Genomic DNA, 23,529 nt, shown 5'->3' with positions numbered 1-23,529 from the left:
GGAGTCCCGATGCGCCTCTTCGACCCCCACATCCACATGACGTCGCGCACCACCGACGACTACGAGGCCATGTACGCCGCCGGTGTCCGTGCCGTCGTCGAACCCTCCTTCTGGCTCGGCCAGCCCCGCACCTCTCCCGCCTCCTTCCTGGACTACTTCGACTCCCTCCTCGGCTGGGAGCCGTTCCGCGCCGCCCAGCACGGCATAGCCCACCACTGCACCCTCGCCCTCAACCCCAAGGAGGCGAACGACCCGCGCTGCGTCGCGGTCCTCGACGAACTTCCCCGGTATCTCGTCAAGGACCAGGTCGTCGCCGTCGGCGAGATCGGCTACGACTCGATGACCCCGGCCGAGGACACCGCCCTCGCCGCCCAGCTCGAACTCGCCGCCGCCCACGAACTCCCCGCGCTGGTCCACACGCCGCACCGCGACAAGCTCGCCGGCCTGCGCCGCACCCTCGACGTCGTCCGCGAGTCCGCCCTGCCCGTGGACCACGTCCTGATCGACCACCTGAACGAGACCACCGTCAAGGAGGCCAAGGACAGCGGCTGCTGGCTCGGCTTCTCCGTCTATCCCGACACCAAGATGGACGAGGAACGGATGGTCGCCATCCTGCGCGCCTACGGCCCCGAGCGGGTCCTGGTGAACTCGGCGGCCGACTGGGGGCGAAGCGACCCCCTGAAGACCCGCAAGGTCGCCGACCTGATGCTGGCCGAGGGCTTCGACGAGGACGACGTGGACCGGGTGCTGTGGCGCAACCCCGTCGCCTTCTACGGGCGCAGCGGCCGCCTCACCCTAGACGTGACCACCCCGGACGCCACCCACGAGGGCAACTCCATCCTGCGCGGCGCACCGAAGGGCCCCGGCGGGGGACCCGCGGAGGACCCCGGTGCGGGACCGGCCGGCGCGGTGGCGGACCGGCACGGGGCGACCGCCGTCCCGGGGGCGTGAGCCATGCGCTTCCGGCACCCCGACGGCTCCACCGTCCACCTCGCCTACTGCACCAACGTGCACCCGGCGGAGACCCTGGACGGCGTCCTCGCCCAGCTGCGCGACCACTGCGAACCGGTTCGCCGGCGCCTCGGACGCGACCGCCTCGGCATCGGCCTGTGGCTCGCCAAGGACGCCGCCCTGGCCCTCGTCTCCGACCCGTCCGCGCTGCGCCGGCTGCGCACCGAACTCGACCGGCGCGGCCTGGAGGTCGTCACCCTCAACGGCTTCCCCTACGAGGGCTTCGGCGCCGAGGAGGTCAAGTACCGCGTCTACAAGCCGGACTGGGCCGACCCCGAACGCCTGGAGCACACCACCGCCCTCGCCCGCGTCCTCGCCGGACTGCTGCCCGACGACGTCACCCGCGGCACCATCTCCACGCTGCCTCTGGCCTGGCGGACCGCCTACGACGACCGGCGCGCCGAGACCGCCCGCACCGCCCTCGTCACGCTCGGCGAACGCCTCGACGCCCTCCAGGACCTCACCGGCCGGGACATCCGCGTAGGCCTCGAACCCGAACCCGGCTGCGTCGTCGAGACCACCGGCGACGCCCTCGCGCCGCTCGCCGCCATCGGGCACCCCCGGATCGGCGTCTGCGTCGACACCTGCCACCTCGCCACCTCCTTCGAAGACCCGCACACCGCCCTGGACGCCCTCACCGCGGCCGGCGTCCCCGTCGTCAAGTCGCAGCTGTCCGCTGCGCTGCACGCCGAACATCCGCACCTCCCCGAGGTCCGTGCAGCCCTCGCCGCCTTCGACGAACCCCGCTTCCTGCACCAGACCCGCGTCGCCACCGCCGCCGGCCTGCGCGGCACCGACGACCTCGGCGAGGCACTGAGCGGTGACGCCCTGCCCGACGCCGCGCCGTGGCGCGCCCACTTCCACGTACCGCTGCACGCCGCGCCCGCGGCGCCCCTCACCTCCACGCTCCCCGTCCTGAAGTCCGTGCTGACCCGGCTGGCCGGCGGCCCCGAGCCGCTCACCCACCACCTCGAGGTCGAGACGTACACGTGGCAGGCCCTGCCGTCCGAGCTGCGGCCCCGCGCCCGCAACCAGCTCGCCGGCGGCATCGCCGCCGAACTCACCCTCGCCCGCGACCTGCTGACCGACCTCGGCCTGAAGGAGCTGCCATGACCGAGCGACCCGACCCGGCCACCCGGCCCGGCGATTCCTCCGGCGTCACCGGCCGCCCCACACCGCTCCTCGTCCTCGACGTCGTCGGCCTCACCCCCCGCCTCCTGCACCACATGCCCCACCTGAAGAGGCTCGCCCAGTCCGGCTCCCAGGCGCCGCTCGGCACCGTCCTGCCCGCCGTCACCTGCGCCGCCCAGTCCACCTTCCTCACCGGCACCCACCCGTCCGAGCACGGCATCGTCGGCAACGGCTGGTACTTCCGCGAGCTCGGCGACGTCCTGCTGTGGCGCCAGCACAACGGACTGGTCGCCGGCGACAAGCTGTGGGACGCCGCCCGCCGCGCCCACCCCGGCTACACCGTCGCCAACATCTGCTGGTGGTACGCCATGGGCGCCGACACCGACATCACCGTCACCCCCCGTCCCGTCTACTACGCCGACGGCCGCAAGGAACCCGACTGCTACACCCGGCCCCCCGCCCTGCACGACGAACTCACCGACGAACTGGGCACCTTCCCGCTGTTCCACTTCTGGGGCCCCGGCGCCGACCTCGTGTCCAGCCGCTGGATCATCGACGCCACCCGGCACGTCATGCGCACCCGCGACACCGACCTCACCCTGTGCTACCTCCCTCACCTCGACTACGACCTGCAGCGCTTCGGCCCCGACGACCCGCGCTCCCTGAAAGCCGCCGCCGACCTGGACGCGGCCCTCGCCCCGCTCCTCGACGACGCCCGGAACCAGGGCCGTACCGTCGTCGCGCTCTCCGAGTACGGCATCACCCGCGCCGACCGGCCCGTCGACATCAACCGGGCCCTGCGCCGCGCCGGGCTCCTCGAGGTGCACACCCAGGACGGCATGGAGTACCTCGACCCGATGACGTCCCGGGCCTTCGCCGTCGCCGACCACCAGATCGCGCACGTCTACGTCCGCCGGCCCGAGGACCTCGAGGCGGCCAGGGAAGCCCTCCAGGACCTGCCCGGCATCGACCAGCTCCTCGACGACGAGGGCAAGAAGGCCCATCACCTCGACCACCCGCGCTCGGGCGAACTCGTCGCCGTCGCGGAGCCCGACGCCTGGTTCACGTACTACTACTGGCTCGACGACGACCGCGCGCCCGACTTCGCGCAGCTCGTCGAGATCCACCGCAAACCCGGCTACGACCCGGTCGAACTCTTCATGGACCCCCACGACCCCTACGTCAAGGTCAAGGCCGCGACCGCGCTCGCCCGCAAGAAGCTCGGCATGCGCTACCGCATGGCGGTCGTGCCCCTGGATCCCTCACCTATTCGCGGCAGCCACGGCCGCCTCCCCGCGAGCGACGACGACGGTCCGCTCCTCATCTGCTCCACCCCCCGCGCTGTCGGTGACCGCGTCGCGGCCACCGACGTCAAGCAACTCCTGCTCCGGCTCGCCGGACTCGGCTGACCCCGCACCACGCACGGCCGCCGAAATCCGACTACCGAGAGTGAAACACACGGCACTGACAACGGCCGGTCCCGGCGCCACCGGCACCGGCCACGACCGAGAAGGCAGGGCACCCGTGACCCCGTACAACGACCCCCGCACCCCAGCCGTCCCGCTCACGAACACCCCCGACGAGGCGCTGCGCCGCAGCCTCGGCGTGGGCCGCCGCCGCTTCCTCAGCACCTGCACCGCCGTGGCCGCCGGAGCGGTCGCCGCCCCCGTGTTCGGCGCCGCACCCGCCCTGGCCCAGGACCGGGGCAGAGACCACGGCCATGGACACGACCACGGCCGTGGGCAGGTGCTCGTGCCGCCCCACAAGCGCGGCATCATCCTCTACACCGTCCGGGACGCCACGGCCCGCGACCCGCTCGTGAGTGACCTGCCGTCCGGCTTCCGCGAGGTGTTCAAGCAACTCGCCCGGCACGGCTACCGGCAGGTCGAGTTCGCCGGATACAACCAGCATGCCAACGCCCCCGGCGGCGCCAGCCTGGAGTCGGTCGAAGGCGCCCGGCTGCTGCGCCGCTGGCTCGACGAGTACGGGCTGCGCGCCCAGGGCAACCACGGCTTCATCCCGTCGTCCTGGCCGCTGACGACGGCCGACACGGACACCTTCAAGAAGCACCTGGAGATCGCCAACATCCTCGGCATGGACCACATGGGCACCGGCGGCGACCCCACCGGCAGCTCCTACCGCGCCGACTGGGACGTGGCCGCTGACAAGTGGAACGCCCTCGGCGAGATAGCCCGCCGGGCCGGCATCAAGCTGTACACCCACAACCACGACAGCGCCTACGGCTTCCTGCTCGACGGCGGCCCGCTGGACGACCAGGGCCGCCCGACCCGCAGCTCCGGCATCCGGAAGCTGGAGTACTTCCTCAAGATCACCGACCCGAAGGTGGTCTGGCTGGAGATGGACATCTTCTGGGCGCACGTCGCCCAGTACAAGTTCCACACCTACACCGCCCACGACGGCTCCACCCGCGAGAACGTCTTCGACCCGGCGGCCCTGGTCGCCCGGTACAACAAGCGCTACCCGCTGTTCCACGCCAAGGACGGTGTCGTCAGCACCACCAACGGCATGGGCTGGGACATGGTGCCGTTCGGCACCGGCGACATCGACTACACGACGTTCTTCTCCCGGGTCGGGCTGAGCAACTACCGCAACCCGATGGTGGAGGACGACAACTCCCCGAGCGCCACCGACCCCGCGCAGTCGCTGCGCGAGGCCAAGATCAGCTACGACAACATGGCGGCCCTGCGCAAGCGGCGCTGCTGACCCCGGCACACGGACCGGGCGGGCCCTCCCGCACCATGGGAGGGGCCGCCCGGTCCGTGCGCGCCGGTGGCGTCGATCGTCACCCCTCGCCGAGCGGGCGGGGGTTCGGCGTCACCTGCTTGCTCTTCGTCCGTCCCGGCGGGTGCAGGAACAGCGCGACGACACCGGCGAAGAGCGAGATGCCGCCCGCCAGGCTGAAGGCGCCGTTGTAGCCCCACGCCGCGACGACCAGGGAGCCCATGCCCGCGCCCAGGCCGGAGACGAGCTTGGAGCTGTAGACCATCCCGTAGTTGGTGGCGTTGTTGTTCTCACCGAAGTAGTCAGCCGTCAGCGCCGCGAACATCGGGAAGATCGCCCCGCCGCCGAAGCCGGAGATCGCCGAGAAGATCAGGAACAGCGGCAGGTTCTTGATCTCGGCCGACCAGATGATGCCGAACTGCGCGAGCCCCAGGATCGCGCACACGTACAGCAGGCACTGCTTGCGGCCGTAGAGGTCGGAGAGCCAGCCGATCACGCCGCGGCCGGTGCCGTTGACGATGGCCTTCAGCGACATCGCGGTCGCCACGATGCCGGCCGCGAAGCCCGCCTCCTCGCCGATGTCGACCTGGAACGCGATGCCGAAGATGTTCACGCCGGAGGTGCAGGCCAGACAGAACCACATCAGCGCCACCCGGCCCGTCCGCCACGCTTCCATGGGGGAGTACTGCTTGACGGCCGGCGGGTTCTTCTCCAGCGAGCGCCGCGCGCGGGGGTCGTCCGGCGGGTTCAGCGGGTCGATGGAGGACGGCCACCAGTTCTTCGGCGGGTCCCGGAAGAAGAACCCGGCGACGGCCACCATCGCGGCGAGGAAGAGGCCGGAGCAGACCAGCACCCAACGGAAGTTGGAGCCGTCCATGTAGCCGTGGAAGATGAAGACGAACGGCACCGAGCCGTAGGCGAAACCGCCGTTGACGAAGCCGGTCTTGCCGCCCCTGCGCTCCGGATACCACTTGCCGACCATGTTGACGCAGGTCGCGTACACCATGCCGGCGCCCATACCGCTGAAGACACCGAAGCCGAGGAAGGCCAGGGCGACATGCGGCGCGAAGGCCAGCGAAAGATAGCCGAGCAGCGTGCCGGCCGCACCCAGCATCATCGCCCACCGCGCGGGCAGCTTGCCGTTCTCCCGCAGCCGCCCCGCCGGGAAGGCCACCGCCGCCTGGCAGAACACCCAGGCGGTCATCATCCAGTAGATGCTGTTGCTGGACCACTGGTGGGCCTCGTGCAGCGTGTCCTCCGCGGACGCGAAGGCGTACTCGGCGGACGAGATGCCCATCATGCCCACCCAGGGCAGGATCACCATCCACTTGCGTTTGCGACCCATGATGTCGACGTCGGTCTCGCCGACACGGTAGACGCGTCCGTTCCTGTCGGTCACCTCCCGGTAGGTGGCGACCCGTGTAACGTCGGTAGTAGTCACGTTGTTTGCACCCCTTGCGTCGAAAGCTCTGGCCAGCGCCCCCTGTCCAATGCCTTTCGTGCGCGCGCGGGTCCCGGGGCCGGCCGACGCGCACCGTCGGCCGGCCCCCCGCCGTGTCACCTCATGAGCCGCCCCCCAGGAGTCCCGCCGCCCGCGCCCAGCGGTACTTGGCGCCCAGTACGGCCACCGGCTTCTCGGTCGTGTACGGGTACGCCACGACCCCCCGCTCGAAGAGGTACTGGCAGGCCTCCTCGACCTCCACGTCGCCCGCGAGCGACGCGACGACGGGCTTCTCGATCCCCCGCTCGCGGAACTCGGCGACCACGCGCGCGGTGAGCTCCGCGAAGACCATCGGGGGAGTGACGATGGTGTGCCAGTAGCCGAGGACCAGCGCGTGGACGCGGGGGTCCTCCAGGCCGAGCCGGATCGTCGCCTCGTACGTCGACGGCGGCTCGCCGCCCGTGATGTCCACCGGGTTGCCCGCCGCCCCGAAGGGCGGGATGAACCGGCGGAACGCCTCGTCCAGATCCGGTGGGATCTCCATCAGCGACAGGCCGTTGTCCGTCACCGCGTCCGACAGCAGCACCCCGCTGCCGCCCGCCCCCGTGATGATCACGATGTTGTCGCCCTGGGGGGTGGGCAGGACCGGCAACGCGCGCGCGTACTCCAGCATCTCGTTGAGCCCGGGAGCCCGGATGACACCGGCCTGCCGGAGGATGTCGTCGTACACGGCGTCGTCGCCCGCGAGGGCCCCGGTGTGCGACCCGGCGGCCTTCGCGCCGGCGGCCGTCCGCCCCGCCTTGAGGACCACGACGGGCTTCTTCGGCACGGTCGCCCGCGCGGCCTCGACGAACGCGCGCCCGTCCTTCAGGTCCTCCAGGTGCATCGCGATGCACTCGGTGTGCGGGTCCTCGCCGAACCAGGTCAGCAGGTCGTCCTCGTCCAGGTCCGACTTGTTGCCGAGGCCGACGATCGCCGACACACCCGTCTTCGTGGTCCGGGCGAAGCCCAGGATCGCCATGCCGATGCCGCCGGACTGCGAGGTCAGCGCCACCCCGCCCTTGACGTCGTACGGCGTGCAGAACGTGGCGCACAGGTCCTGCCACGTCGAGTAGTAGCCGTAGATGTTCGGCCCGAGCAGCCGGATGCCGTGCCGCTCGGCGATCGCGACGATCTCCTCCTGGAGCGCGTGCTCACCGGTCTCCGCGAACCCTGAGGGGATCAGCACGGCGTTCGGGATGCCCTTGCGCCCCACCTCCTCCAGCGCCGACGCCACGAACTTCGCTGGGATGGCGAAGACCGCCACATCCACCTCACCGGGTACGTCCGTGACACTCTTGTACGCCTTGCGGCCCAGAATGTCATCGGCCCGGGGATTCACCGGATGGATGTCCCCGGCGAAGCCGCCGTCGACCAGGTTGCGCATCACCGAATTGCCGATCTTGCCCTGCTCGTTGGACGCGCCGATGACGGCGACCGACGACGGCTGCATCAGCCGGCGCATCGAGGTGAGGATCTCCGCGCGCGTGTACCGCCTGCGCTCCTTGCGCGCCTCGGAGGAGAGGATCACCCGGATGTCCGCCGCCACCGCCGCCTCTGCGGTGGCGATGACCGGGTTGAGGTCCACCTCGGCGATCTCCGGGAAGTCGGCGACCAGTTGCCCGACCCGGCGGATCTGCTCGGCGACCGCCCACCGGTCCACGGCCGCCCCGCCGCGCACCCCGCGCAGGATCTCCGCGGCACGGATCGAGTCCAGCATGGACAGCGCCTCGTCGGCGGTCACCGGAGCGAGCCGGAAGGTGACGTCCTTCAGGACCTCCACCAGGACCCCGCCCAGCCCGAACGCGACCACCTTCCCGAACGTCGGGTCGGTGACCGCACCGACGATGACCTCCTGCCCCTGCGGCAGCAGCTCCTGCACCTGGACGCCCTCGATGCGGGCCTTCGCGTCGTACGCGCGCGCGTTGTCGACGATGCGGTGGAACGCCGCCCGGACGTCCACCGCCCCCTCGACCCCGACGACCACCCCGCCGGCGTCGGTCTTGTGGAGGATGTCCGGGGAGACGATCTTCATCACCACCGGCCCGCCGAAGCGCGCCGCGTACGCGACGGCCTCGTCGACGTCCCGCGCCAGTTCCTCGCCCGGTACGGCGATCCCGTACGCGTCCGCGATCACCTTGCCCTCGGGCGCGGTGAGCGCCGTACGGCCCTCGGCCCGCACCGCGTCGAGCAGCGTCCGCACCCTGATGACACGGTCCTCGGCCATCACGTCAGATCACCCCGTTCGACTTGAGCAGGCGCAGCTCCTCGTCACCGAGTCCGAGCTCGCCGATGTACACCTCTTCGTTGTGCTCGCCGAGCAGCGGTGAACTGGTCACCTCGACGGGGGAGTCGGACAGCTTCAGCGGGCTGCCGACGGTGGTGAACTCGCCGCGTTCGGGGTGCGGGACGGTGACCACCATCTCGTTCGCGACCAGCGAGGAGTCCTCGATGATCTCCTTTGTGGACAGGATCGGCCCGCACGGGATGTTGTGCGCGTTCAGCCGCTCCAGCACCTCCCACTTGGGCAGCGTCGAGGACCACTCCTCGATCAGCTGGAACATCTTGTTCAGCTTGGGCAGCCGGGCCTCCGGCGTCGCCCACTCGGGGTCGTCGGCCAGCTCCGGCCGGCCGATGAGCTCGCTGATCGGTCGCCAGCCGACCGGCTGCACGATGACGTACACGTAGTCGTTCGGACCGCCCGGCGCGCACTTGACCGCCCAGCCGGGCTGGCCCCCGCCGGACGCGTTCCCCGACCGGGGAACCTCGTCGCCGAAGTCGTCGTTGGGATATTCGGGAAGCGGGCCATGGGCGAGGCGCTGCTGATCGCGCAGCTTCACCCGGCAGAGGTTGAGCACGGCGTGCTGCATCGCCACATTGACCCGCTGACCGCGCCCGGTGGTCTCGCGCTGGAAGAGCGCCGCGAGGATCCCTGCCACGGCGTGCACCCCGGTGCCCGAGTCACCGATCTGGGCCCCCGTCGCCAGCGGCGGCCCGTCCTCGAAACCGGTGGTCGACATCGACCCGCCCATGGCCTGCGCCACGACCTCGTACGCCTTGAAACCGGTGTACGGGCCGTCGCCGAACCCCTTGATGGAGGCATAGACGATCCGAGGATTGATCTCCTGGATGCGGTCCCAGGTGAAGCCCATGCGGTCGACCGCGCCCGGCCCGAAGTTCTCGACCATGACGTCGGAGCGCCGGATCAGCTCGGTCAGGATCTCCTTGCCGCGTTCGGTCTTGGTGTTGAGGGTGATGCTCCGCTTGTTGCAGTTGAGCATCGTGAAGTAGAGGGAGTCGACGTCCGGGAGGTCGCGCAGCTGCTTGCGCGTGATGTCACCGGTCGGCGCCTCCAGCTTGACGACGTCCGCGCCGAGCCAGGCGAGCAACTGGGTCGCGGACGGCCCGGACTGCACATGCGTCATGTCCAGGACGCGGATGCCTTCGAGAGCCTTGGACGGAGTACCCGTCGTGCCGGTCATACGGGCCACCTCACTTGTACATGGTCTGGTTCATGGTTCCGGGGGCGTACGCGTCGGGATCGACCCAGACGTTGATCAGCGACGGCTTCCCGGACTCACGGGCGCGCCGCAGCGCGGGGCCGATGTCGGCGGGGTCGCGGACCTCCTCGCCGTAACCGCCCAGCATCTGCGCGAACTTGTCGTAGTGGACGTCGCCGAGGGTGTTGCCCACCCGCTCGCGCTCCAGGCCGTACTTCTGGGCCTGGCCGTAACGGATCTGGTTCATCGAGGAGTTGTTGCCGACGATGCCGACGAAGGGGAGGTCGTAACGGACGAGCGTCTCGAAGTCCCAGCCGGTCAGGGAGAACGCGCCGTCGCCGAAGAGCGCGACGACCTCCTTGTCGGGCCGCGCCTGCTTGGCCGCGAGCACGAACGGCACCCCGACGCCGAGCGTGCCGAGCGGACCCGGGTCCATCCAGTGCCCGGGCGACTTGGGCTGCACGACCTGGCCGGAGAAGGTGACGATGTCGCCGCCGTCGCCGATGTAGATGGAGTCCTCGGTGAGGAAGTCGTTGATCTCGCTGACCAGCCGGTACGGGTGGATGGGCGAGGCGTCGGACCGGAGGCTGGGCAGTCGCTTCTCCAGCGCGGTCTGCTCGGCCGCGCGCAGCTCGTCCAGCCACTCCTTGCGCTTCGACGCGCCCCCGTTGACGCGCCCGGAAGCGGCCTCGGTCACCGACTTCAGCACCAGGCCGGCGTCGCCGACGATGCCGAGGTCGATGTCGCGGTTCTTGCCGACGGTGCGGTAGTCGAGGTCGATCTGCACGACCGTCGCGTCCGGCGACAGCCGCTTGCCGTACCCCATGCGGAAGTCGAAGGGCGTGCCGACGATCACGATGACGTCGGCGTTGGAGAAGGCGTACCGGCGCGACAGCTGGAAGTGGTGCGGGTCTCCGGGCGGCAGGGTGCCACGGCCGGCGCCGTTCATGTAGGCGGGGATGTTGAGAGTGCGCACCAGCTCGACGGCGGCCTCGGTACCGCGGGTCGTCCACACCTGGCTGCCGAGCAGGATGGCCGGCTTCTCGGCGTGGACGAGCAGGTCGGCGAGCCGTTCGACGGCCTCGGGGTCGCCGGCGGAGCGGGTGGAGGCCCGGTAGGCGCCCGGCTGGGGCACGCGTGCCTTCGCCGTGGGCACCTTGGCGTCGAGGACGTCGCGGGGAATCTCGAGGAAGGAGGGCCCGGGGGCGCCGTGGTAGCACTCGCGGAACGCCATCGACACCATGTCCGCGGCACGGGCCGTATCGGGGACGGCCGCCGCGAACTTGGTGATCGGCGTCATCATGTCGACGTGCGGCAGGTCCTGCAGGGACCCCATCTTGTGCTGGGTGAGGGCGCCTTGGCCGCCGATGAGCAGCATCGGTGACTCGGCGCGGAAGGCGTTGGCGACGCCGGTGACGGCGTCGGTGGTGCCGGGCCCGGCGGTGACGACCGCGCAGCCGGGCTTTCCGGTGATGCGGGCGTAGCCGTCGGCGGCGTGGGCGGCGACCTGCTCGTGACGGACGTCGACGACCTCGATGCCCTCGTCGACGCAGCCGTCGTAGATGTCGATGATGTGGCCGCCGCAGAGGGTGTAGATGCGGTCGACCCCCTCGGCCTTCAGTGCCTTGGCTACGAGATGACCACCGGAGATGACGTCCTTGGTGTCGTCGGGCATGGCGAAGTCCTGTCCCTTCGTAGGGGGTGGGAGCGGTCTCGCGGTACATTGCATACAGTCGACGAATACTGTATGAACCTTGTTATCCCGCATCCGATGGGTGGTGTCCAGGGGGCGTGCGGCACTTTCGAGTCAGGAGCCGGAATGGACCTGTACGAGCACCAGGCAAGGGAACTCTTCGCAGAACACGGCATCGTGGTGCCACGGGCGGAGGTCACGGACTCCTCCAAGGAGGCCCGCGAGATCGCCCGGCGGCTCGGCGGCCGGGTCGTCGTCAAGGCACAGGTGAAGACCGGCGGCCGGGGCAAGGCGGGCGGCGTGAAGCTCGCCGCGGACCCCGCCGCCGCCGAGCTCACCGCCCGTCAGATCCTCGGCATGGACATCAAGGGCCACACCGTCGGCACGGTCATGCTGGCCGAACCCGTCGACATCGGGGCCGAGTTCTACGTGTCCTACGTCCTCGACCGCGCGGCGGGCCGCTTCCTCGCGATCGCGTCCGCCGAGGGCGGCATGGAGATCGAGGAGGTCGCGGCCACCCGGCCCGAGGCCGTCGCCCGCGTCCCCGTCGACCCCGCCGAGGGCGTCACCTCCGCGAAGGCCGCCGAGATCGCCGAGGCCGCCGGACTGCCGCCGCAGACCGTCGACGTCCTCGTCCGCCTGTGGGAGGTGCTGGTCCGCGAGGACGCCCTCCTCGTCGAGGTCAACCCCCTCGTCCGCACCGCACAGGGCCACATCCTCGCCCTCGACGGCAAGGTCACCCTCGACGACAACGCCCAGTTCCGGCAGGCCCGCTGGGGCGCCGACGGCACCGGGCACGACGACGCCCTGGAGGCGGCGGCCGCCGCCAAGGGCCTCAACTACGTCAAGCTCGACGGCGAGGTCGGCGTCATCGGCAACGGCGCCGGACTCGTCATGTCCACCCTCGACGTCGTCGCAGGCTGCGGCGCGCGGCCCGCCAACTTCCTCGACATCGGCGGCGGCGCCTCCGCGCAGGTCATGGCCGACGGCCTCTCCGTCATCCTGTCCGACCCGGACGTGAAGTCCGTCCTCGTCAACGTCTTCGGCGGCATCACCGCCTGCGACGCGGTCGCCGACGGCATCGTGAGGGCCCTGGACACCGTCCGGCTGACCAAGCCGCTCGTGGTCCGCCTCGACGGCAACAACGCCGCCCGCGGCCGGGCCATCCTCGACGGGCACGCCCATCCGCTGGTCCAGCAGGCCACCACCATGGACGGCGCCGCCGAACGCGCCGCCCGACTCGCCGCCGCCACCGCCTGAGGAGACATGACGACATGGCCATCTACCTCACCAAGGAGAGCAAGGTCCTCGTCCAGGGCATGACCGGCGGCGAGGGCATGAAGCACACCCGGCGGATGCTCGCCGCCGGCACCAACGTCGTCGGCGGCGTCAACCCGCGCAAGGCCGGCCGGACCGTCGACTTCGACGACCGGGCCGTGCCCGTCTTCGGCAGCGTCGCCGAGGGCATCGACGCGACCGGCGCCGACGTCACCGTGGTCTTCGTCCCGCCCGCCTTCGCCAAGGCGGCCGTCACCGAGGCCGCCGACGCCGGCATCCAGCTCGCCGTCGTCATCACCGAGGGCATCCCGGTCCACGACTCCGTCGCCTTCACGACCCACGCCAGGGCACGCGGCACCCGCGTCATCGGCCCCAACTGCCCCGGCCTCATCACGCCCGGCCAGTCCAACGCGGGCATCATCCCGCCCGACATCACCAAGCCCGGCCGCATCGGCCTGGTCTCCAAGTCCGGCACCCTCACCTACCAACTGATGTACGAGCTGCGGGACGTCGGCTTCTCCACCTGCGTCGGCATCGGCGGCGACCCCGTCGTCGGCACCACCCACATCGACTGCCTCGCCGCGTTCGAGGACGACCCCGACACCGAACTGATCGTGCTCATCGGGGAGATCGGCGGCGACGCCGAGGAACGCGCGGCCGCCTACATCCGCGACCACGTCACCAAGCCGGTCGTCGGCTACATCGCCGGTTTCACCGCGCCCGAGGGCAAGACCATGGGGCACGCGGGCGCGATCGTCTCCGGCTCCTCCGGCACGGCCGGCGCGAAGAAGGAGGCGCTGGAGGCCGTGGGCGTACGGGTCGGCCGCACCCCCACCGACACCGCCCGCCTGGTCCTGGACCGCCTCACCACCGGCGCGTGACGTCACTCATAGTCCACGCGCGGTCACTTACCGGCGTGCCCGCCCCCCGCTAGCGTCCCTCGCAGCCATCACCACCGCCCCCGACTGTGCACCGAGAGCGGAGACCCCTTGGCCACCACCCTCACCCTCAAGTCCGGCACCTCCTGGACCGACGCCTGGCAGCGCTGCCTCGCCGTCGCCCCGGAGGCGTTCCGAGACGACCGTGTCCTCAACCTCTGGGACGGCACCTGGCAGGCGGACGGCCGCGCGCTGCCCGCCACCAGCCCCGTCGACGGCAGCCCCATCGCCGGCCCGCCCCGCCTGGACGCGGCCACCGCCCACCAGGCCGTACGCGCCTCGCTCGACCAGCACCGCGCCTGGCGGCACGTCCCCCTCGACGAACGCCGGGCCCGCGTCGCCGCCACCCTCGACGCCCTCGCCCAGCACCGCGACCTGCTCGCCCTGCTCCTCGTCTGGGAGATCGGCAAGCCCTGGCGGCTCGCGACGGCGGACGTCGACCGCGCCATCGACGGCGTCCGCTGGTACGTCGACGGCATCGGACCGATGACCGCGGAGCGGGTCCCGCTCGACGGACCCGTCTCCAACATCGCGAGCTGGAACTACCCGATGAGCGTGCTCGTTCACGCAGTGCTGGTACAGGCCCTGGCGGGCAACGCGGTCATCGCCAAGACCCCGACCGACGGCGGTGTCGCCTGTCTGACCCTGGCCTGCGCGCTCGCCGCCCGCGAGGGCATCCCCGTCACCCTCGTCAGCGGCAGCGGAGGTGAGCTGTCCCAGGCGCTGGTGCGGGCGCCCGAGATCGGCTGCGTCTCCTTCGTCGGCGGCCGCGACACCGGCGCGGCGGTGGCCACGGCCGTCACCGACCTCGGCAAGCGCCACATCCTCGAACAGGAAGGACTCAACACCTGGGGCATCTGGAACTACACGGACTGGGACACCCTGACCGCCGTCGTCCCCAAGCTCTTCGACTACGGCAAACAGCGCTGCACGGCGTACCCGCGCTTCGTCGTCCAGCGCGAGCTGTTCGACGACTTCCTCGCCGCCTACCTGCCCGCCGTCCGCACCCTGCGGATCGGCCACCCCCTGGCGGTCGAACAGCCGGACGACCCGTACCCCCGCCTGGACTTCGGCCCGGTGATCAACGCCGCCAAGGCCAAGGAACTCCATGACCAGGTGGCTGAGGCCATCGACCGGGGCGCCGTCCCGCTGCACCGCGGCCGGCTCTCCGACGCCCGCTTCCTCCCCGGCCAGGACACCTCGGCGTACGTCCAGCCCGTCACCCTCCTCAACCCGCCGCGATCCTCCCCGCTGCACCACGCGGAACCCTTCGGCCCGGTCGACACGATCGTCCTGGTCGACACCGAGGCGGAGCTGCTGGCGGCCATGAACGCCTCCAACGGCGCCCTGGTCGCCACGCTCTCCACCGACGACCGCGCCACGTACGACAGGTTGGCCCCGCAGATCCGCGCGTTCAAGGTCGGCCACGGCACGCCGCGCTCACGCGGCGACCGGGACGAGCTGTTCGGCGGCTTCGGCGCGTCCTGGCGCGGCGCGTTCGTCGGCGGCGACCTGCTGGTACGCGCGGTGACGCAGGGCCCGCCGGGGGAGCGGCTGCCGGGGAACTTCCCGGAGTACCAGCTGCTGCCCTGAGCATGGGTACCGGGACGGGGTGGGGAGCGGCAGCCCGGGGTGCTTGCCGGCACCGGCTCCTCCCCTCCTCCCCCCTGTGCACGGGCACCCGGACGGGCGGAGAGCGGCAGTCGGAGAGCGCTCCGGCACCGGCTCCTCCGCGAGCACGGGCGCCCGGACCGACCGGGGCATCGGCGGCCCGGACCGACCGGGGCGTCGGCGGGCCGGTCCGCATCCGGTCAGCTGATGCCCTGCCGGTCCGGCCGCAGCGCGAACGCACGGTCGGAGGCGTTCGGGACGGTCTCCTCGACCGCCTGCCGCAGCAGCTCGCGGTGCCGCAGCAGCGGCTCCCGCCGGTCCGGGGGAGCGAGCAGCAGCAGGTCGTCCAGCCCGGCCAATAGCCGCCGGGTCACCTGCGGGCTGTCAGCACCGCACACCCGTACCTCGGCGAACCCGAGATCCACCAGCTCCGACCACCCCGGCACGGACAGCACCAGCCGCACGGCCCCGCCACGGTCCCGGAGCACCGCCTCGTCCAGCGGACGCCGGGACATCGCCGCGAGGAACTGCACGATCCGGTCGAGTGCCTGCACGGCCGTCGTCGGGTCGTTGATCGCCGAGGACAGGGCGCGCAGCGCGATGTCCGACAGCTGCCGCAGCCCGAATCCGAGGTCCTGGTGGAACGTCCGCTCCACGCCCACGGACGTGATGCGGCGCAGCGCGCCCGCGGGCGGGGCGGCCCCGCCGTGCACGGCCAGCAGCGGCGTACCCGGCACCACGAAATCCCCGATGCGGGGCACCAGCCGCAGCACCACCCCGTGCCGGCGGGCCACCCGCACCAGCCGCGCGATGTGCACGTCCCGCAGCACCCCGGCGCGCCCGTCGTGCGGCACCCAAGCCGTCGGCGCACCGAGACCGGGCGCGTCCGGACCGCCGTCGGACGGCGGCATCGACGCCACCATCCGGAAGGACTCCGAGGCGATCCGCGCGATCACATGACTGATCCGCATGAGCCGCAGCGTGCCGTTCACGTACAGCACGAAGAGCAGCAGGCTCAGCGCCACCATGCAGAGCGTGAGGACCGACTGCACGAGCGGCAGCGTCGTCGCCTTCCGCGGGTCGTCGGTGGTGTCGAACGAGGTCAGCACCAGCAGACTCAGCACGAAGGTGGCCAGGAAGACGGCGAACGTCGCCTTGGTGATCCGGCTGCGCACGAAGAGCCGGACCACCCGCGGGGTGAACTGCCCGCTCGCCATCTGCACGGCCACCAGCGAGATGCTGAAGACCACCCCGATGAACGTCATCATGGCCGACCCGACCGCGTTCACGACGGTCTTGGCGTCCTCCGCGAACCGCAGCAGCTCCTCGATGGACTCGTAGTCGCCGTCCTCGCGCAGCGCGTCCACGATCGCCGTGTCGAGCGCCTGCGCCGCCAGCCAGACGACGAACACGCCCACCATCGCGGCCGTCGGCGCGAACCAGAAGGTGTCCCGGAGATGCTCCCGGAACGGCGACAGCGCCCGCGGACGGCGCCGCCCCGCGTTCGGGCCCCGTGTAACCAGCCAGTCACTCATGGTGCGACCCTAGGCGGGCCGGGCCGCGAGGTCCGGGACCCCCGCCCGATGGAAGGAAACGCAGGTGAAAGGCACTCCGAAAGCTTGGTATTGTTGTCCATGTCGCCGACGGGACACCCCGGCACGGCGGCGCACACCTAGTCCGGGTGGCGGAATGGCAGACGCGCTAGCTTGAGGTGCTAGTGCCCTTTATCGGGCGTGGGGGTTCAAGTCCCCCCTCGGACACTCACTCCAGCGATGGAGATCGAGGACCACGGCCATCAGGTCGAGGTCCTCTTTTTGTTGCCGCGGAGATTCGGCGCCGGGTCGAGGAACAGGGGTGCGGATACCGGTGGGCCTCGTCGTCGCGGCCCCGTCGTTTCCGCTCGGTTCTCAGGGCTCCACGCCACAGCGTCGCGCGATGGCCTTGAGGCGTTCGAGTTCCCGCCACGCCGCTGTCGGGTGAGCGAGGTCGAGGGCCATGTCGGCGCGGGCCGAGACGTACAGGATGTCTCGGCAGGTGGCCGCGTCCAGGCCGGGGGCGGTCCGGAGGCGTCGACGCGTGACGCTCAGGTAGATCGCGATGCTGTCGAGTTCCTCACGCTGGTCCACGGGAAGCAACTGCCGCAGCTCGTCCTTGGTGTAGTCGCGCGCCTGCCGGTCCGCCGTGCGGGCGTCGGGCCGCACCGGAGCCCAGGGAAGACCGGCGTCTCGCGCGTCGTCGTACAACTCCGCCACCAGGGCGCGTGCGGACTCGAGATCGCCCGCGGCGGCCGCCTCGCGGGCCGATCGCAAGGTGGAACGCAGTCGTGCGCGGGCCTGGTGGTCTTCGCCGGTCCGGGCGTCCAGATAGGCGGACCACACGTCGAACGCCTGGCTCAGCTCGGCGTCCAGCATGATCCCGTACACGTCCGGCACTCTGCCACCCCTCCTTCGGGCTCGTCCTGGCGGGGACGGCGGCGGTCAGAATAGGACAGGCGTGGCCCGGCCGGCCTGCGCATTACCCGGTGGTGGCGTGCGGGCACTCGCCCCGGCCGAGATGCGATGCGTGCGGCCGAGGCGCCGACGCGGGGCCCGCTCCTGGCAACCCTGCTGCGGCCGCCGAGCACGATCGCCCCGCCCTGAGCCGCGCCCCTCTCTCCCGTCCCCGATACTGAGAAAATGGGCAAACTAGGGCGATACGCCCCAGCGCGCCGACAGGGCGACCGCGTACCCCCTGAGGGCGAGGGTGACCGTGTGCCCCCTGAGGGCGGGGGCGACCGCGTACCCCCCGAGGGTGGGCGCGATCGCGTGCCTCCCGGAGGCGGGGCGTCGGAAGCCGCCCCGAAGGCCCGGCGCGCTTCGGCCGGCCGGCGCCTGCTGTCGTGGCGGAAGCCGCGCAGCGTCGCCGGTCAGGTCTTCCTGCTCCAGTTCGTCGTGGTGCTGCTGCTGATCGCCACGGCCGTGGCGGCCCTCGTGATCCAGGACCGCAACCGCGCGCTCCAGGAGGCCAAGGACCGGTCGCTCGTCACGGCCGAGGCGTTCGCGAACGCCCGGGGCACCGCCGAGGCGATGCAGAGCGACGACCCGACGGCCGAGCTGCAGCCGCACGCCGAGGCGGTGCGCGAGAAGACCGGCGTCGACTACGTCGTGGCGCTCAGTCCCTACGGCTTCCGGTGGACCCACCCCGACGAGGACCAGATCGGCAAGCACGTCTCCACCTCCTACGGCAACGCACTCGAAGGCAAGCCCCACCAGACCACCTTCGACAGCAGCCTGGGGAAGGCGGTCGACTCGACGGTGGCCGTCTTCAATGACAAGGGCGACGCCGTCGGCCTCGTCACCGTAGGCGTCACGGTGGACAAGGTCACCGGGGTCGTGCAGGAGCAGCTGCCGGTGATCTTCGCTGCCGGCGGAGTCGCGCTGCTCCTGGCCGCGGGCGGGTCCGCGCTGGTCAGCGGTCGTCTGCGGCGGCAGACCCGGGGCCTCGGGCCCGTCGAGATGACCCGTATGTACGAGCACCACGACGCCGTGCTCCACGCGGTCCGCGAGGGCGTCCTCATCCTCGACGGCGACGGAAGGCTGCTGCTGGCCAACGACGAGGCGCGCCGCCTGCTCACCCTGCCCCCGGACGCCGAGGGCAGACCGGTCACCGAGATCGGATTGAACCCGGCCCTGGCCGAACTGCTGGGATCGGGCCGTGCCGCCACGGACCAGGTCTTCTTGGCCGGTGACACCCTGCTCGCGGTCAACGTCCGGCCCGTGGGTCCCCGCGAGGGCTGCGTGGCCACTCTGCGCGACACCACCGAGCTGCGCTCGCTCGCCGGCCGGGCCGACGTGGCGGGCGGGCGTCTGCAACTGCTCTACGAGGCCGGGACCCGGATCGGCACCACCCTCGACATCCGACGCACCGCCGAGGAGCTGACCGAGGTGACGGTCCCGCGCTTCGCCGACTTCGCCACCGTCGAACTGGTGAAGTCCGTGCTGCACGGCGACGAGCCCACGGGAGCGAGCACGGAGATGCGCCGCGTGGCGGTCGCGGGCATCCAGGACGACCCGCCCTTCCGGCCCGTCGGAACGCCGGTGCGCTACCGGCCCGGCAATCCCGTCACCACCGGTGTCACCACCGGCCGGCCGGTCCTGGTGGCGGACCTCGCCGCGGCCGACGGCTGGCGCGCCCAGGACCCGGAGCGCGCGCGGCAGGTCATCGCGTACGGGATGCACTCCATGATCTCGGTGCCGCTGCGGGCGCGGGGCCAGCTGCTGGGGGTCGTGCAGTTCTGGCGTTCGGAGCAGGATCCCTTCGAGGGCGACGACGTGTCCCCGGCCGAGGAGCTCGCCACCCGGGCGGCCGTGTGCATCGACAACGCGCGCCGCTACACCCGCGAGCACACGACGGCCGTCACCCTCCAGCGCAGCCTCCTGCCCGGCACGCTCCCCGAGCTGTCCGCCCTGGAGGTCGGGCACCGGTACCTGCCCGCGCAGGCCGGGGTCGGCGGCGACTGGTACGACGTCATCCCGCTGCCCGGGGCCCGGGTCGCCCTGGTGGTCGGCGACGTCGTCGGCCACGGGCTGCACGCCGCCGCCACCATGGGCCGTCTGAGGACGGCCGTGCACAACTTCGCCGCCCTCGACCTGCCTCCGGACGAGCTCCTCGCACACCTGGACGACCTCATCACCCGGATCGACCACGACGCGGCGGTCGAGGGCGACACCGAGGCGATCACCGGGGCCACCTGCCTGTACGCGGTCTACGACCCGGTCTCCGGGCGGTGCGTCCTCGCCCGGGCCGGCCACCCCGGACCGGCCCTCGTCGCGCCCGACGGCTCCGTGACCTTCCCCGACATCCCGGTCGCCCCGCCGCTCGGTGTGGGGGCCGGGCTGCCGGTCGAGACCGCCGAGCTCCGGCTGGCCGCCGGCAGCCGGCTCGTCCTCTACACCGACGGCCTGGTCGAGGCCCGGGACCGGGACATCGACGTCGGGCTCGGCATGCTGCGGGAGGCGCTGGCCGCCACGCACGGCGCCAGTCTCGACGACACGTGCCAGGCGGTGCTCGATGCGATGCTGCGCACCCGGCCGAGCGACGACGTCGCCCTGCTCGTCGCCCGCACCCGGCTGCTCGACCCGGACCAGGTCGCGGAGTGGGACGTGCCCGACGACCCCGCCGCCGTCCCCCGCATCCGTGCGGAGGCCGGCCGCAGGCTGGAGTCCTGGGGGCTCGGCGAGGCGGTTTTCACCACCGAGCTGATCCTCAGCGAACTGGTGACGAACGCCATCCGGTACGGCCGCAGCCCCATCGGCCTACGGCTGCTGCGTGACCACGACGGCCTGATCTGCGAGGTCGCCGACGGCACCAGCACCTCCCCGCATCTGCGCAGGGCCACTTTCACCGACGAGGGGGGCCGCGGCCTGTTCCTCGTCGCGCAGATGTCCCGCCGCTGGGGGACGCGGTACACCGACCGAGGCAAGATCATCTGGGCTGAGCTGGCGCTCGACGGCGAGGCCGCCGGGGATCTGACCGGCCTCCTCGACCTGTGACGCCGTGGGGGCGCGCGGTCACGAACTCTCGTCGACCGTGAGGAACGGGATCTTGGCCGGGTCCCGGCCGAAGGCGGCCCCGAGATAGACGGCCGACAGCTTGGCGAGTGTCCCGTCGTCGATGAGCTGCCTGATGACCCGGTCCAGTTCGGTCCGGTTGCGCGAACCCATCGGGTAGAGGGCGCCGTAGCCCTGGTCGGTCCGGTACTGGCCCACCAGGCTCACCATGCTGCCCTCCTTCTGGGCGTACGGCAGCAGGATGGTCGTGTCGTGGACGACCGCGTCGATCCGCCCGTCCTCCAGGGCCGTGATCATCTCCGGGTCGTTGGCGTAGGCCGTGACGGGCTTGACCGGCTTGATGCGGTCCTCGACGAACTGCTCGCCCGTGGTGCCCTCTGCCACCCCGATGCGCACGTCGCTGATGTTGTCCTCGTCGATCCGCTCGCCCTCCCTGATCAGCAGGCCGAGGGTCGAGGAGAGGTAGGGCGGGGAGAACTCGGCGACCTTGCTGCGTTCCGGTGTGATCGTGATCTGTGCCAGGGCCAGGTCGAAGTCCTTGGTCCGGCCGGACACGACCTCCGGGAAGGGGGCGTTCTTGACGTCGACGCGGTCGAGTCCGGAGCGGTAGGCGATGTTCGCGGCCATGCAGTACTCGTAGCCGCTCCTGACGGAGTCCGGCGTGTCACCGTTCCACCAGCCCGGCGCGGGCAGGGTCGTCTTGACCGTGAGCGCCCCGGCCGTCTCCGGGGTCAGATGGAACTCGCCGTGCCGCCCCGAGACGTCACAGTCGCCGTAGCGGACCTTCGACGCCTTCGATCCGTCCTGGTCGCAGGCCGAGGTCGCGATGACGAGCGCCCCGCTGACAGCCAGAGAGACGATCGCTGCCGCGGCGCGCATCATTGCACCTCCGGTAGGGGCAAACTGCTGGATTCACCATAAATCACCCGGGGCCTAACGGTGGCCGGAGCCGCCGCGGAGTCGCTGGCCGTGGGGTGTGCTCCGGGCACGCCGAGGCCCCCCGCGTCCGGCAACGGACTTGGGGGGCCTCAGCGGCGTTCAGGGGTGAATCGGTGGTGCTCAGTGGTACTCGACAGTGACCGGTGCGCTCAGGGGGCCACGGTGGTGGCGGCCTCGTCACGGGCGGGGGCCGGAGCCGCGGCGGACTCGCCCTCCTCCAGCCGTACGTCCTTCGTCTCCTTGCCCACCAGCAGGGCGATCAGCGTCAGCACCGCCATCGACGAGAGGTAGACGCCGACCAGCCACGGCGAGCCGTCGCCCGCCTCCCACAGGGCCACCGCGATGAACGGGGCGACGGCGGCGCCGAGGATCGAGCTGACGTTGTACGAGATGCCGGACCCGGTATACCGCATGCTCGTCGGGAACAGCTCCGGCAGCAGCGCGCCCATCGGCCCGAACGTCATACCCATCAGGGTGAAGCCCAGCACCAGCCACAGCACCACACCGAGCGTGCCCAGACCGATCAGCGGCACCCACACCAGCCCGAACACGACGATCGCCGCGGTGACCCACGCCAGGGTCGTGCGGCGGCCGTAGCGGTCGGCGAGCGGGCCGGAGACCAGGGTGAACACCGCGAAGAACAACACGCCGAAGATCATCATCAGGACGAAGGTGGTGTAGCTGTAGCCCAGTCCGGGGACGGCGGCGTCCGTCGCGGTCCGGCCGTAGCTCAGCGAGAAGGTGGTCATCAGGTAGAAGAGCACGTACGTCGCCAGCATGAAGAAGGTGCCGAGGACCAGTTGCTTCCCATGGCTGCGGACCACGGCCGCCAGCGGCAGCTTGCGCACCAGTCCGGCCTCCCGGGTCTTCGCGAACACCGGCGACTCGACCAGGCGCATCCGCACCCACAGGCCGATCGCCACCATCACGGCCGAGAACAGGAACGGCACCCGCCATCCCCAGCTCAGGAAGGCGTCCGAGGGCTGGGACGGGTCGGCGCCCGCCGCGGACGGCATCAGCGCGCCCATGATCAGGAACAGGCCGTTGCCGATGATGAAGCCGAGCGGCGCGCCCAGCTGCGGGAACGTGCCGAACAGCGCGCGTTTGCCGCTCGGGGCGTTCTCGGTGGCGACCAGCGCGGCGCCGCTCCACTCGCCGCCCAGCGCGAAGCCCTGCGCCAGCCGCATCAGCACCAGCAGCGCGGTGGCGACCCAGCCGGCCTGCGCGTAGGTGGGCAGTACGCCGATCAGGAAGGTGGCGATACCCATGGTGAGCAGCGAGGTCACCAGCGTGCCCTTGCGGCCGAGGCGGTCTCCGAGGTGCCCGAAGACAATGGCGCCGATCGGGCGGGCGACCATGGCGGCGCCGAAGACGGCGAACGACGACAGCAGGGCCGTGGTCGGGTCGCTGCTCGGGAAGAAGAGCTTCGGGAACACCAGGACGGCCGCGGTCGCGTAGATGTAGAAGTCGTAGAACTCGATCGTCGTCCCGATGAGGCTGGCGACGAGGACGCGGGACCGCGAGTTCACGGGGGTGCCGGCGGGACTGCTGGTGGGTGCAGACATCTCTCGGTCTTTCGAGGGGGAGAAGGGTCGCGGCGGCGCGTGCCGACGGACCCGCACGGCGGCACCCGTTCCCTGTCTCGAATATAGGTGCA

The 23,529-nt window shown here is 71.4% G+C and carries 16 protein-coding genes and 1 tRNA gene; 9 read left to right on the top strand and 8 right to left on the bottom strand.

What is annotated here, in order from left to right; all coding sequences use genetic code 11:
• Window positions 1–9 precede the first annotated feature (9 nt).
• The 4 genes from ADL34_RS16800 (at window position 10) to ADL34_RS16785 (ending at window position 4,866) form a co-directional block, all read left to right on the top strand.
• A complete protein-coding gene (locus ADL34_RS16800) occupies window positions 10–951 on the top strand; it encodes a TatD family hydrolase (RefSeq protein ID WP_234375040.1) in 942 nt (313 codons plus the stop codon).
• Window positions 952–954: 3 nt separating this feature from the next.
• Window positions 955–2,124 (top strand): metabolite traffic protein EboE, encoded by a 1,170-nt coding sequence (eboE, locus tag ADL34_RS16795; protein ID WP_062666369.1) that lies wholly within the window; start codon window positions 955–957, stop codon window positions 2,122–2,124.
• Window positions 2,121–3,551 (top strand): nucleotide pyrophosphatase/phosphodiesterase family protein, encoded by a 1,431-nt coding sequence (locus ADL34_RS16790; RefSeq protein ID WP_062666367.1) that lies wholly within the window; start codon window positions 2,121–2,123, stop codon window positions 3,549–3,551. The genes eboE and ADL34_RS16790 overlap by 4 nt, the downstream gene beginning before the upstream one ends.
• 115 nt (window positions 3,552–3,666) lie before the next feature.
• Complete coding sequence (locus ADL34_RS16785) at window positions 3,667–4,866, top strand: sugar phosphate isomerase/epimerase family protein (protein ID WP_062666366.1); 1,200 nt, start codon at window positions 3,667–3,669, stop codon at window positions 4,864–4,866.
• 79 nt (window positions 4,867–4,945) lie between these two features.
• On the opposite strand, the gene ADL34_RS16780 is transcribed toward ADL34_RS16785, so the two are convergent.
• The 4 genes from ADL34_RS16780 to ADL34_RS16765 form a co-directional block, all read right to left on the bottom strand.
• On the bottom strand, window positions 4,946–6,325 hold the full coding sequence (locus ADL34_RS16780; RefSeq protein WP_062666364.1) for an OFA family MFS transporter: 1,380 nt from the start codon (window positions 6,323–6,325) through the stop codon (window positions 4,946–4,948).
• A gap of 121 nt (window positions 6,326–6,446) precedes the next feature.
• On the bottom strand, window positions 6,447–8,591 hold the full coding sequence (locus tag ADL34_RS16775) for an acetate--CoA ligase family protein (protein ID WP_062666449.1): 2,145 nt from the start codon (window positions 8,589–8,591) through the stop codon (window positions 6,447–6,449).
• A gap of 4 nt (window positions 8,592–8,595) precedes the next feature.
• Window positions 8,596–9,846, bottom strand: a complete 1,251-nt coding sequence (gene frc, locus ADL34_RS16770; RefSeq protein WP_062666357.1) for a formyl-CoA transferase — start codon at window positions 9,844–9,846, stop codon at window positions 8,596–8,598.
• A 10-nt stretch (window positions 9,847–9,856) separates the two neighbouring features.
• Entirely contained in the window at window positions 9,857–11,539 is a 1,683-nt protein-coding gene (locus ADL34_RS16765; protein WP_062666356.1) for a thiamine pyrophosphate-binding protein, read from the bottom strand.
• 144 nt (window positions 11,540–11,683) lie between these two features.
• Here ADL34_RS16765 and sucC point away from each other — a divergent pair, with 144 nt between their 5' ends.
• The 3 genes from sucC (at window position 11,684) to ADL34_RS16750 (ending at window position 15,366) form a co-directional block, all read left to right on the top strand.
• Window positions 11,684–12,817 (top strand): ADP-forming succinate--CoA ligase subunit beta, encoded by a 1,134-nt coding sequence (sucC, locus tag ADL34_RS16760; RefSeq protein ID WP_062666354.1) that lies wholly within the window; start codon window positions 11,684–11,686, stop codon window positions 12,815–12,817.
• Window positions 12,818–12,831: 14 nt separating this feature from the next.
• Window positions 12,832–13,716 carry a succinate--CoA ligase subunit alpha gene (sucD, locus tag ADL34_RS16755; RefSeq protein WP_062666352.1) on the top strand — a complete coding sequence of 295 codons (885 nt, stop codon included), beginning with the start codon at window positions 12,832–12,834 and terminating at the stop codon, window positions 13,714–13,716.
• A gap of 108 nt (window positions 13,717–13,824) precedes the next feature.
• The gene (locus tag ADL34_RS16750; RefSeq protein ID WP_062666350.1) at window positions 13,825–15,366 is read left to right on the top strand and encodes an aldehyde dehydrogenase family protein; all 1,542 of its coding nucleotides are present in this window, start codon (window positions 13,825–13,827) and stop codon (window positions 15,364–15,366) included.
• Window positions 15,367–15,584: 218 nt separating this feature from the next.
• On the opposite strand, the gene ADL34_RS16745 is transcribed toward ADL34_RS16750, so the two are convergent.
• Entirely contained in the window at window positions 15,585–16,919 is a 1,335-nt protein-coding gene (locus ADL34_RS16745) for a DUF2254 domain-containing protein (protein ID WP_062666349.1), read from the bottom strand.
• Window positions 16,920–17,059: 140 nt separating this feature from the next.
• Between ADL34_RS16745 and ADL34_RS16740 the strand changes: the two genes are divergently transcribed.
• Window positions 17,060–17,144, top strand: a tRNA-Leu gene (locus tag ADL34_RS16740).
• Between the two features lie 147 nt (window positions 17,145–17,291).
• On the opposite strand, the gene ADL34_RS16735 is transcribed toward ADL34_RS16740, so the two are convergent.
• Window positions 17,292–17,816: a hypothetical protein gene (locus ADL34_RS16735; RefSeq protein WP_062666347.1), complete on the bottom strand. Its 525-nt coding sequence runs from the start codon at window positions 17,814–17,816 to the stop codon at window positions 17,292–17,294.
• 372 nt (window positions 17,817–18,188) lie between these two features.
• Here ADL34_RS16735 and ADL34_RS16730 point away from each other — a divergent pair, with 372 nt between their 5' ends.
• Window positions 18,189–20,915: a SpoIIE family protein phosphatase gene (locus ADL34_RS16730; RefSeq protein ID WP_079034073.1), complete on the top strand. Its 2,727-nt coding sequence runs from the start codon at window positions 18,189–18,191 to the stop codon at window positions 20,913–20,915.
• Window positions 20,916–20,933: 18 nt separating this feature from the next.
• Here the strand turns inward: ADL34_RS16730 and ADL34_RS16725 are convergent, their stop codons facing one another.
• Both ADL34_RS16725 and ADL34_RS16720 read right to left on the bottom strand, forming a co-directional pair.
• Window positions 20,934–21,812, bottom strand: a complete 879-nt coding sequence (locus ADL34_RS16725; RefSeq protein WP_234375039.1) for an ABC transporter substrate-binding protein — start codon at window positions 21,810–21,812, stop codon at window positions 20,934–20,936.
• 209 nt (window positions 21,813–22,021) lie between these two features.
• Complete coding sequence (locus ADL34_RS16720; RefSeq protein WP_062666343.1) at window positions 22,022–23,437, bottom strand: MFS transporter; 1,416 nt, start codon at window positions 23,435–23,437, stop codon at window positions 22,022–22,024.
• Between the last annotated feature and the right edge of the window lie 92 nt (window positions 23,438–23,529).

Origin of the sequence: Streptomyces sp. NRRL WC-3605 (genome assembly GCF_001509795.1) — a bacterium.
GTDB classification, from domain to species: Bacteria; Actinomycetota; Actinomycetes; order Streptomycetales; family Streptomycetaceae; genus Streptomyces; species Streptomyces viridochromogenes.
The sequence above is the reverse complement of the archived record's forward strand: the minus strand, read 5'-3'. Positions and strand labels throughout refer to the sequence as shown.

What these genes read in the sequence shown, in the direction of transcription:
- ADL34_RS16800 (WP_234375040.1), top strand. Translation starts at nt 10, where the DNA reads ATGCGCCTCTTCGACCCCCACATCCACATGACGTCGCGCACCACCGAC.
- eboE (WP_062666369.1), top strand. Translation starts at nt 955, where the DNA reads ATGCGCTTCCGGCACCCCGACGGCTCCACCGTCCACCTCGCCTACTGC.
- ADL34_RS16790 (WP_062666367.1), top strand. Translation starts at nt 2,121, where the DNA reads ATGACCGAGCGACCCGACCCGGCCACCCGGCCCGGCGATTCCTCCGGC.
- ADL34_RS16775 (WP_062666449.1), bottom strand. Translation starts at nt 8,591, where the DNA reads ATGGCCGAGGACCGTGTCATCAGGGTGCGGACGCTGCTCGACGCGGTG.
- frc (WP_062666357.1), bottom strand. Translation starts at nt 9,846, where the DNA reads ATGACCGGCACGACGGGTACTCCGTCCAAGGCTCTCGAAGGCATCCGC.
- ADL34_RS16765 (WP_062666356.1), bottom strand. Translation starts at nt 11,539, where the DNA reads ATGCCCGACGACACCAAGGACGTCATCTCCGGTGGTCATCTCGTAGCC.
- sucC (WP_062666354.1), top strand. Translation starts at nt 11,684, where the DNA reads ATGGACCTGTACGAGCACCAGGCAAGGGAACTCTTCGCAGAACACGGC.
- sucD (WP_062666352.1), top strand. Translation starts at nt 12,832, where the DNA reads ATGGCCATCTACCTCACCAAGGAGAGCAAGGTCCTCGTCCAGGGCATG.
- ADL34_RS16745 (WP_062666349.1), bottom strand. Translation starts at nt 16,919, where the DNA reads ATGAGTGACTGGCTGGTTACACGGGGCCCGAACGCGGGGCGGCGCCGT.
- ADL34_RS16725 (WP_234375039.1), bottom strand. Translation starts at nt 21,812, where the DNA reads ATGCGCGCCGCGGCAGCGATCGTCTCTCTGGCTGTCAGCGGGGCGCTC.
- ADL34_RS16720 (WP_062666343.1), bottom strand. Translation starts at nt 23,437, where the DNA reads ATGTCTGCACCCACCAGCAGTCCCGCCGGCACCCCCGTGAACTCGCGG.